9 protein-coding genes are annotated in these 9,897 nt (G+C 40.6%); all 9 read left to right on the top strand.

What is annotated here, in order from left to right; translation table 11 throughout:
* Window positions 1-63 precede the first annotated feature (63 nt).
* The 9 genes from purR (at window position 64) to mfd (ending at window position 9,840) form a co-directional block, all read left to right on the top strand.
* Entirely contained in the window at window positions 64-918 is an 855-nt protein-coding gene (gene purR, locus BFU02S_RS06495) for a pur operon repressor (protein WP_066368166.1), read from the top strand.
* Window positions 899-1,273: a 2-iminobutanoate/2-iminopropanoate deaminase gene (gene ridA / locus BFU02S_RS06490; protein ID WP_066368163.1), complete on the top strand. Its 375-nt coding sequence runs from the start codon at window positions 899-901 to the stop codon at window positions 1,271-1,273. Before purR ends, ridA begins: the two co-directional genes overlap by 20 nt.
* A gap of 186 nt (window positions 1,274-1,459) precedes the next feature.
* On the top strand, window positions 1,460-1,750 hold the full coding sequence (gene spoVG / locus BFU02S_RS06485; RefSeq protein WP_066368160.1) for a septation regulator SpoVG: 291 nt from the start codon (window positions 1,460-1,462) through the stop codon (window positions 1,748-1,750).
* Between the two features lie 225 nt (window positions 1,751-1,975).
* The gene (gene glmU, locus BFU02S_RS06480) at window positions 1,976-3,349 is read left to right on the top strand and encodes a bifunctional UDP-N-acetylglucosamine diphosphorylase/glucosamine-1-phosphate N-acetyltransferase GlmU (protein ID WP_066368157.1); all 1,374 of its coding nucleotides are present in this window, start codon (window positions 1,976-1,978) and stop codon (window positions 3,347-3,349) included.
* A gap of 21 nt (window positions 3,350-3,370) precedes the next feature.
* On the top strand, window positions 3,371-4,327 hold the full coding sequence (locus BFU02S_RS06475; RefSeq protein ID WP_066368146.1) for a ribose-phosphate diphosphokinase: 957 nt from the start codon (window positions 3,371-3,373) through the stop codon (window positions 4,325-4,327).
* Window positions 4,328-4,421: 94 nt separating this feature from the next.
* The gene (locus BFU02S_RS06470; RefSeq protein ID WP_066368144.1) at window positions 4,422-5,060 is read left to right on the top strand and encodes a 50S ribosomal protein L25/general stress protein Ctc; all 639 of its coding nucleotides are present in this window, start codon (window positions 4,422-4,424) and stop codon (window positions 5,058-5,060) included.
* 234 nt (window positions 5,061-5,294) lie between these two features.
* Window positions 5,295-5,858: an aminoacyl-tRNA hydrolase gene (gene pth / locus BFU02S_RS06465; RefSeq protein WP_066368170.1), complete on the top strand. Its 564-nt coding sequence runs from the start codon at window positions 5,295-5,297 to the stop codon at window positions 5,856-5,858.
* 134 nt (window positions 5,859-5,992) lie between these two features.
* Window positions 5,993-6,223, top strand: coding sequence for an anti-sigma-F factor Fin (fin, locus tag BFU02S_RS06460; RefSeq protein ID WP_066368142.1), 231 nt, complete (start codon window positions 5,993-5,995; stop codon window positions 6,221-6,223).
* An 83-nt stretch (window positions 6,224-6,306) separates the two neighbouring features.
* The gene (gene mfd, locus BFU02S_RS06455; protein ID WP_066368140.1) at window positions 6,307-9,840 is read left to right on the top strand and encodes a transcription-repair coupling factor; all 3,534 of its coding nucleotides are present in this window, start codon (window positions 6,307-6,309) and stop codon (window positions 9,838-9,840) included.
* Window positions 9,841-9,897 lie beyond the last annotated feature (57 nt).

The following is a 9,897-nucleotide window of genomic DNA, read 5'->3' as shown; positions in this document are numbered from 1 at the left end:
CAGGCTGACCAAGGCGCTTGCGCTTTTCTTATGAACGGTATAAATGGTTTTTGGAGGAAAATTATGAAGTTTCGCCGCAGTGAACGTTTGATTGATATGACAAATTATTTACTGGATCATCCCCGTCAGCTTGTGCCGCTCACCTTTTTTGCTGAGCGTTATGATTCGGCAAAGTCCTCCATCAGTGAGGATTTGGCAATTGTTAAGGAGACATTTGAGCAGCGGGGGATTGGTACGTTGCAAACAGTGCCTGGAGCAGCGGGCGGTGTTAAATTTTTTGTCAAAGTCAGCAAGGAAAAAGCAGAACCTTTTGTTCAAGAACTTTGTGATTTGATCGCCGACCCCGACAGGCTCCTTCCCGGAGGATATTTATATTTAACAGATATTTTAGGCAACCCACAGATTGTGCAAAAGGCAGGAAGAATTATCGCTTCAGCTTATGCTGACACAGATATTGATGTGGTCATGACGGTTGCTACAAAAGGGATACCTCTTGCTTATGCAGTGGCGAGCCAGTTAAATGTTCCGGTTGTTATCGTGCGGAAAGACAGTAAAGTAACAGAAGGTCCGACCGTCAGCATCAACTATGTATCAGGATCAGCGAAAAGGATTCAGACGATGCTTTTATCGAAACGAAGCATTAGAGAAGGTTCTAAAGTCTTAATTGTCGATGACTTCATGAAAGCTGGCGGCACGGTAATGGGAATGATGAGCATACTCGAAGAATTTGACGCCAGTGTTGCAGGGATTGCTGTTTTGGTCGAGGCAGAAAAAACCGAGGAACGGCTGGTGAATGATTATTTATCCCTTGTCACTTTGTCTGACGTAGATGTAAAAGAAAAAAAGATCAATGTTCATGCGGGAAATTATTTAACTAAACAGGCAGGAGGAGATCTACATGAAAGCAGTTCAAACTAATCAGGCGCCAGCTGCAATCGGCCCATATTCACAAGGAATAATTGTTAACAATTTATTTTATAGCTCAGGCCAGATTCCGTTAACAGCTGAAGGGAATATGGTTGTCGGAGATATTAAAGAGCAGACACATCAGGTTTTTCGCAATTTGCAGGCGGTTTTAGAAGCAGCAGGTGCGAGTTTGGAAACAGTTGTGAAAACAACGGTATTTATAAAAAACATGGATGACTTTGCTGCCTTGAATGAAGTATATGGAGAATACTTTTCTTCCCACAAACCAGCACGGTCTTGTGTCGAAGTGGCACGGCTGCCAAAAGATGCATTAGTGGAAATTGAGGTCGTAGCACTAGTTAAATAGGGACATTTCTTGTACCGCTTTAGGGGCAAGGAATGTCCCTTTTCTTTTTCTTGGCTATATCTACCAACAGTTCACTATTTTGTCCTATTTTTTCTAAAAAATTTTAAAATTAAAGAAGGAAAAAAAGAATAATTGTTGAATGTATTTAATAAGCTTTTTATCTTTTCCAGAAAAGGGTGTGAGCACATGGAAGTAACAGACGTAAGATTACGCCGAGTTAATACGGATGGCCGTATGAGAGCAATTGCTTCAATTACATTAGATAATGAATTTGTTGTTCATGACATTCGAGTAATTGACGGCAATAACGGTTTATTCGTCGCGATGCCTAGCAAACGGACTCCAGATGGAGAATTTCGTGATATTGCGCATCCAATCAATTCAGGAACACGCGGTAAAATTCAAGAGGCGGTTTTGGCTGAATACCATAGGTTGGGCGATTTAGAAGTAGAATTTGAAGAAGCCGGAGCCTCCTAATGATTATGCAACTAGGGCCTTTCTTCCATGTAAGGCTCTTTTTATTTGGAACCCCCTTACAAGCGCTCCTTTTTAACTGGTCGATATTATTTACTTTAGAATCCTCCCTCTAGGCAGATTTGCTACTAAACTCTCGTCTTCGTTTTTCCATTTATCATTCCTTGAAATAGCGTTTCAATTAGGATAATATTTTTAGTGGATAAAAAGGTAATTGGAGGACTGTACATGTCTAATCGCTATGCTGTGATTTTAGCCGCCGGGCAAGGGACGCGGATGAAATCAAAGCTTTATAAAGTATTACACCCAGTATGCGGCAAACCGATGGTGCAGCATGTAGTGGATCAAGTAAAAAAGCTTAATATAGAGAAGATTGTTACGATTATTGGGCACGGGGCGGAAAAAGTCCAAGCTCAATTAGGCGATGATAGTTTATATGCCATGCAGGAATCTCAGCTCGGGACGGCTCACGCTGTGATGCAGGCTGCCAGCATGCTCGAAGGCAAAGAGGGAGTAACGATTGTCGTTTGCGGAGACACTCCGCTTATAAGATCGGAAACAATGGAGTCACTATTCAGCCATCATGAACAATTAAAGGCAAAAGCGACAATCCTTACAGCCAGAATTGAAGACCCGACAGGTTATGGCCGGATTATTCGCAATAAAGATGGTTTGGTAGAAAAAATTGTCGAACATAAAGATGCTACAGAAGAAGAACGCAGAATCAATGAAATTAATACCGGAACCTATTGCTTTGACAATGCTGCCCTTTTTGCTGCATTAAAAAAAGTTTCAAATGACAATGCTCAAGGTGAATATTATTTGCCGGATGTAATTGAAATTCTCAAAAATCAAGGAGAAGTGGTAACCGCTTTTCAAACAAATGATTTAGAAGAAACTTTAGGGGTAAATGACAGGGTGGCTCTTGCAGAAGCTGAACGGATTATGCGAAAGCGGATCAATGAATCCCATATGCGAAATGGGGTTACAATTATTGATCCGAATAATACCTATATTGAAACAGATGTTAAAATTGGCCAGGATACGATCATTCATCCTGGAACCATTCTAAAAGGGAAAACAATAATTGGCGGTGACTGTCAGATAGGCCCTAATTCCGAAATTGTTTCTTGCGAAATCGGCAATGAAACGGTCATACGGCAATCAGTTGCCCATAACAGTTCGATTGGAGCACGGGTTAACATTGGCCCATTTGCTCACATCCGACCAGATTCATCGATTGCCGATGATGCGAAAATCGGCAACTTTGTCGAAATGAAAAAGGCAGTCTTCGGAGAGGGAAGCAAAGTATCACACCTTAGCTATATCGGCGATGCGGAGGTTGGCAGAAATGTCAATATTGGCTGCGGTTCGATTACGGTGAATTATGATGGAAAAAATAAATACCTGACAAAAATTGAAGATGACGTTTTTATCGGCTGTAACTCTAATTTGGTTGCTCCTGTTACGATCGAAAAAGGCGCCTATGTGGCTGCCGGATCAACCATTACAAAGAATGTTCCGAAAGAAGCATTATCGATTGCAAGGGCACGCCAAGTGAATAAAGAAAATTATGTGGAAAAGCTTCATTTAAAACAATAAGCTCGTATATGGAGGACCAACATGTCTAATCAATATTTAGATCCAAAAATAAAGGTATTCAGCTTAAATTCCAATCTTCCTCTGGCAAAAGAAATTGCAAAAGATATCGGTGTCGAACTGGGGAAATGTTCTGTAACTAGATTCAGCGACGGCGAAATTCAAATCAATATTGAAGAAAGTGTCCGCGGCTGTAATGTATATGTAATCCAATCGACCAGCCAGCCTGTTAATGAAAATATTATGGAACTATTAATCATGATAGATGCGTTAAAACGAGCATCTGCAAAAACCATTAATGTAGTTATGCCATATTACGGGTATGCACGTCAGGATCGAAAAGCGCGTGCAAGAGAGCCGATTACAGCTAAGTTAGTGGCTACATTGCTGGAAACTGCGGGTGCTAACCGTGTCCTTTGCTTGGATTTACATGCACCGCAAATTCAAGGATTTTTTGAAATTCCAACAGACCATTTAATGGGTGTGCCAATATTAGCTGATTATTTTAAACAAAAGGAATTAGGCGGGGATATTGTTGTTGTTTCACCGGACCATGGAGGGGTAACAAGGGCCAGGAAAATGGCGGAACGTCTAAAAGCTCCGATTGCGATTATTGATAAACGCCGTCCAAGACCGAATGTCGCTGAAGTGATGAATATTGTTGGTAATATTGAAGGGAAAATTGCTATTCTGATTGATGATATCATTGATACAGCAGGAACGATTACCCTTGCAGCCAATGCGCTAGCTGAAAACGGTGCGAAAGAAGTATATGCATGCTGTACTCATCCGGTATTGTCAGGGCCTGCAATTGAGCGGATTCAAAATTCGAAAATCAAAGAATTAGTTGTAACTAATTCCATAGCACTTCCGGAAGAAAAGAAAATTGATAAAATAGTAAATCTGTCCGTGGCACCGTTAATTGCAGAAGCGATTATTCGGATTCACGAAGAACAATCAGTCAGCACTTTATTTGATTAATGTGAGTAAATAGGCCCCCTTTTTGATTAAAATGTTTAGATTCTCCTATTTTAGGGCATTTTTAAATAGTGAATAAAATAGGAGGCTGATCACTATGAGTACTGTTTTACAGGCAAAAGAGCGAAAAGCTTTACATCGGGGCGAATTAAAAGAAAATAGAAGAAATGGCCAAATTCCTGCTGTGATTTATGGCGCAAAGGTCAAAAATACACCTGTCTTTATCAGTGCAGCTGATTTTACTAAAACGATCAAAGATGTTGGCCGAAATGGGGTCATTTCTCTTGATGTCGGGGGCCAAAAACAAGATGTCATTCTTACTGATTACCAAGAGGATTTTATAAAGAAAGAAATCATTCATGTTGATTTTTTGGCTGTCGATAAATCTTCGAAAATTAGTGTCAATGTAAGGCTTGTTCTCACTGGCGAGGCAGCTGGAGTGAAAGACGGCGGTGTGCTGCAACAGCCGCTTCATGAAGTTTCTGTCACGACTACACCAGATCATATCCCTCCGCAAATTGAGGTGGATGTTTCTAATCTTCAGGTAGGAGAAACAGTAAAGGTTGAGGATATTCTTTATCAGGGTGATTTCACGATCGATAATGACCCAGAAGAAGTTATCGCATCCATTTTACCACCTAAACAGGAAGTGGAAATTAATGCAGGCGAGCAGCAAGAAGAAGGCCATCCTGATAATGAAGAAGGAAGAGAAACCACTCGCGTTGGTGATGAATAGCAGGACAAATTCTTTTCTCTGGAAGTCCGTTTTGCAGAGTCTAGGGACTAGGTATATTTAAGAGGTCAAACATTGGAACTGGACTTTTGTTAAGACGTAACCTAAAATAGGTTACGTCTTTTGTCGATAGTATTAAACAATTTATTTCATATAATGGAGAAGACGATGTTTCAGAAAATTTTTAAAAACCGGGCTAAACCGGAAGAGATAGGAGTGGGCCCTTTGGGAACTCGTATGAAAATGATTGTTGGTTTAGGGAACCCCGGAAAGCAATACGAACAAACAAGGCATAATATTGGATTTATGGTTATAGACGAACTATCCAGCTCTTTTAATATTCCTTTGACTCAAGCAAAATTTAAAGGAATATATGGGTTGGGGGTTTATAATGGAACTAAGGTTTTATTATTAAAGCCGCTTACCTATATGAATTTATCTGGTGAATCCATTCGGGCAGTTCTGGATTATTACCAAATTGAACTGGAAGATTTACTTGTGATCTATGATGATTTGGATTTGCCGGTTGGGAAAATCAGACTGCGGCAAAAGGGAAGTTCGGGCGGACATAATGGGATTAAATCAACGGTAGCGCATCTTGGGACCCAAGAGTTTAACAGAATTCGCATTGGTATTGACCGTCCGCAGCCAGGAATGAGTGTTCCTGACTATGTTTTAGGAAAGTTTCGTCCTGAAGAACGAGCTCTTGTTCAAGAGGCCGTTAGAAAAAGCGCAGATGCTTGTGAGGCGTGGCTTAAAAAGCCGTTTATCCAGGTCATGAATGAATATAATGTTAAATAGATCATGATACAAGCCCGTTTCATCATACAATGAAGAAAAATAGGCAAAGAGTAGTAACCCTTAGGCTTTTGTCTGAATAAGTTCCTCCATTCAAGTTCATACTAATACTGAAACTTAGGTTAGGAGGGACAGGCGTGGCCATCCATTACCATTGCCGGCATTGCGGGACAAAACTTGGTACCATTACGAATACATCGATACATTCAGAAGCCTTGGGCCTTCACAAATTAACAGAACAGGAACGGCAGGAAATGGTATCATATGATTTGTCAGGTGATATTCATATCACAGCCATTTGTGAAGACTGTCAGGAAAGCTTAGAACGGAATCCTGATTACCATCAATACGATTATCTTATTCACTAAATTGAGCTTTGGACTGACTTCCAAAGCATTTTTCTATTTCTATTTTCTGTGAAATTGTCAGCAACAGGAGAGGAGGAGGCTGTTTGAAAGAATTAAAATCGCTATTTCTTAAACAGGAAGATGTCCATTTAGTTATTTCCGGGATTGAAGAAGGATTACGAGAACAATTGATTGCAGGTCTTTCAGGCTCTTCAAAAACAGTTCTGACAGCAGCTATCTATGAGCAAATGAAACGGCCGATTATGCTTGTCACCCATAATCTTTTACAAGCGCAGAAACTGTATGATGATCTTGTCAATCTAGTAAGCGATCAAGAAGTTTATTTGTTTCCGGCAAATGAATTGATTGCCGCTGAATTAAGTATTGCCAGTCCGGAATTAAAGGCCCAGCGAATAGAGGCTTTAAATTATTGGTGTAAACAATCAAAAGGCATCATCATTGTCCCGGCGGCGGGATTGAAAAAGATTCTTCCTCCGAAATCGTTATGGAAGGAACATCAGCTTGTTTTAAAAATAGGAAAAGAATTAGAACTGGACCGGACATTAAATTTATTCGTCGAGATGGGATATGTACGGAAAGAGATGGTCACAACACCAGGGGAGTTCAGTGTAAGAGGCGGTATTATTGATATTTATCCATTGACAGAAGTAAATCCGCTTCGGATTGAATTATTTGATACAGAGATTGAATCGATTCGTTACTTCTCCCTTGAAGATCAGCGTTCTAAAGAAAAGTTAACGGAAATTTCTATTGGCCCGGCGACAGAGGTGCTGCTTAATTCCCATCATAACAGCTTGATTATTGACAGGCTGGAGGAGGGCTTGGCGGCCAGTTTAAAGAAATTAAAAGATGAAAAAGCCAAATTACAACTTTCCCAAAAAATCAGTTTTGAGCTCGAACAATTAAAAAATGGTCAAAGGCCCGACCACATATTTAAATACCTTTCGCTAGCATACGAGAAGCCTGCTAGTTTACTAGACTATCTTCCGGCTAATGGATTGGTTGTCATTGACGAAATCAGCCGTGTGCAGGAGATGAATGAGTCGCTTATTAAAGAAGAGGCGGATTGGTATACATCCATGCTTAGTGAAGGAGAGATTATTCATGATCTGCAGATTTCTCATGATTTGCAGGTACTCCTTCATACTAAGGAATTTTCGATTATCTATTTATCTTTGTTTTTAAGACATGTAGCCAATACCAGCCCGCAAAATATTATGAATATTTCCTGCAAGCAGATGCAGAATTTCCATGGTCAGATGCATTTGCTGAAGGCTGAAATTGATAGATGGAAAAAAAGCCATTATTCTATTTTATTTTTAGGACCGGATGACGAACGGGTCAAAAAGCTTGAGCGCGTGTTGGAGGATTATGAAATTGAAGCACGAGTCTCGGATGACCAGGAGCTCTTGCCTGGTAAAGTGCAGGTGATGAAGGGCAGCTTAAATACCGGTTTTGAATTGCCGATTCAAAAGATTGCAGTGATCACCGAGGAAGAACTATTCAATAAACGTGCTAAAAGATCTGTCAGCCGACAAAAACTATCAAATGCTGAAAGAATTAAAAGCTACTCAGAACTTAAAATCGGTGATTATGTTGTACATGTTAATCACGGTATCGGAAAATATTTAGGTATTGAGACTCTGGTGATTAACGGAGTTCATAAGGATTATCTCCATATCCGTTACCAAGGGACAGATAAATTATATGTTCCGGTGGAGCAAATTAATCTGGTGCAAAAGTATGTCGGCTCCGAAGGAAAAGAGCCAAAGATTTATAAACTTGGCGGCAGTGACTGGAAAAAGGTCAAGAAGAAAGTACAATCCTCTGTTGAAGATATCGCTGATGATTTAATCAAATTATATGCTGAACGGGAAGCAGCTGTGGGCTATGCCTTCTCACCTGACGGAGATTTGCAGCGGGAATTTGAAGCGTCATTTGCTTATCAGGAAACGGAGGATCAGCTGCGTTCGATTCGTGAGATTAAAAAGGATATGGAAAGGCCGCGGCCGATGGACCGGCTTCTGTGTGGAGATGTTGGTTATGGAAAAACAGAAGTAGCCATCAGGGCGGCGTTTAAAGCGATTACGGATGGTAAGCAAGTGGCCTTTTTAGTCCCGACAACCATTTTAGCTCAGCAGCATTTTGAAACTTTACGGGAAAGGTTTCAAGATTACCCCATTAATATTGGCTTGTTAAGCCGCTTTCGTACTAAAAAAGAGCAAACGGAAACCATTAAAGGGTTAAAAGCAGGAACGATCGATATCGTAGTTGGGACTCATCGTCTTCTTTCAAAGGATATTGTCTATCATGATTTAGGACTCTTGATTATCGATGAAGAGCAGCGGTTTGGAGTAACGCATAAGGAAAAGATTAAGCGGTTGAAAACCAATGTCGATGTCCTGACGCTGACGGCGACGCCAATTCCAAGAACATTGCATATGTCTATGCTGGGTGTCCGAGATTTATCCGTTATTGAAACACCGCCGGAAAATCGCTTTCCGGTACAAACTTATGTAATGGAATATAACGGATCTTTAGTAAGAGAAGCGATTGAACGAGAATTGGCCCGCAACGGACAAGTTTACTTTTTATATAACAGGGTGGAAGACATCGAACGGAAAGCAGAAGAAATTTCGCTGCTTGTTCCCGATGCCCGGGTTACTTATGCTCATGGGCAAATGTCAGAAAATGAATTAGAATCCGTGATGATTAGTTTTCTGGCAGGGGAATTTGATGTTTTGGTAAGCACCACCATAATTGAAACTGGAGTCGACATTCCGAATGTCAATACCTTGATTGTATATGATGCAGACCGTATGGGGCTGTCTCAGCTTTATCAGCTGCGTGGCCGTGTAGGAAGATCCAATCGGGTGGCGTATGCTTACTTTACGTATCGAAAAGATAAAGTGTTAACAGAAGTTGCAGAAAAACGTCTTCAAGCCATTAAAGAGTTTACAGAATTAGGTTCAGGATTTAAAATTGCGATGCGCGATTTGGCCATCAGGGGCGCCGGTAATTTATTAGGCTCACAGCAGCATGGCTTTATTGACTCTGTCGGTTTTGATCTTTATTCGCAAATGTTAAAAGAAGCGATTGAGGAGAAAAAAGGTGATGTGGCCGGGGAGAAAAAACCAACTGTTGAAATAGACCTAGAGATTGATGCCTATATTCCAGATTGCTATATAAAGGATGGCAATCAAAAAATTGAAATGTATAAACGGTTCAGAGCTGTAGAATCCCTTGAAGATATCGAAGAGCTGCAAACAGAAATAATCGACCGTTTTGGTGAATATCCTGATGAAGTTTCTTATCTCTTCCAAGTGGCAGAAATGAAGGTGTATGCCCTTGAAAATGGTGTGGAATCGATCAAACAGTTAAAGCAAGAAGTTACCATTCTGCTTAATGAACAGGTGACGAACACACTTGACGGCAGCAAGCTTTTCCATTTGGGCAGCAAATATGGCAGAGCGGTTACACCGGGAATGGAAGGAAAGAAGCTGAAGATTGTCATTAAAGTCACAGACTTTAACACAGCCCAATGGCTTCAAATCGTGTTTGAAATGATCAAAGGTATTCCTTTAGCTAAAAGGGAACAAGAAAACTCCGTTACGTAATGAAAATCCATCCATTTGCCTGCTTTCCATAGGAAATCGTGTGTAAAAGGCAACATT

Origin of the sequence: Neobacillus fumarioli NBRC 102428, assembly GCF_001591485.1 — a bacterium.
Taxonomy (GTDB): domain Bacteria; phylum Bacillota; class Bacilli; order Bacillales; family Cytobacillaceae; genus Neobacillus; species Neobacillus fumarioli.
The sequence above is the reverse complement of the archived record's forward strand: the minus strand, read 5'-3'. Positions and strand labels throughout refer to the sequence as shown.

Bases quoted from the DNA above. Each gene is read 5' to 3' on its own strand.
- purR (WP_066368166.1), top strand. From the start codon at position 64: ATGAAGTTTCGCCGCAGTGAACGTTTGATTGATATGACAAATTATTTA.
- BFU02S_RS06475 (WP_066368146.1), top strand. From the start codon at position 3,371: ATGTCTAATCAATATTTAGATCCAAAAATAAAGGTATTCAGCTTAAAT.
- pth (WP_066368170.1), top strand. From the start codon at position 5,295: ATGAAAATGATTGTTGGTTTAGGGAACCCCGGAAAGCAATACGAACAA.
- BFU02S_RS06470 (WP_066368144.1), top strand. From the start codon at position 4,422: ATGAGTACTGTTTTACAGGCAAAAGAGCGAAAAGCTTTACATCGGGGC.
- spoVG (WP_066368160.1), top strand. From the start codon at position 1,460: ATGGAAGTAACAGACGTAAGATTACGCCGAGTTAATACGGATGGCCGT.
- ridA (WP_066368163.1), top strand. From the start codon at position 899: ATGAAAGCAGTTCAAACTAATCAGGCGCCAGCTGCAATCGGCCCATAT.
- glmU (WP_066368157.1), top strand. From the start codon at position 1,976: ATGTCTAATCGCTATGCTGTGATTTTAGCCGCCGGGCAAGGGACGCGG.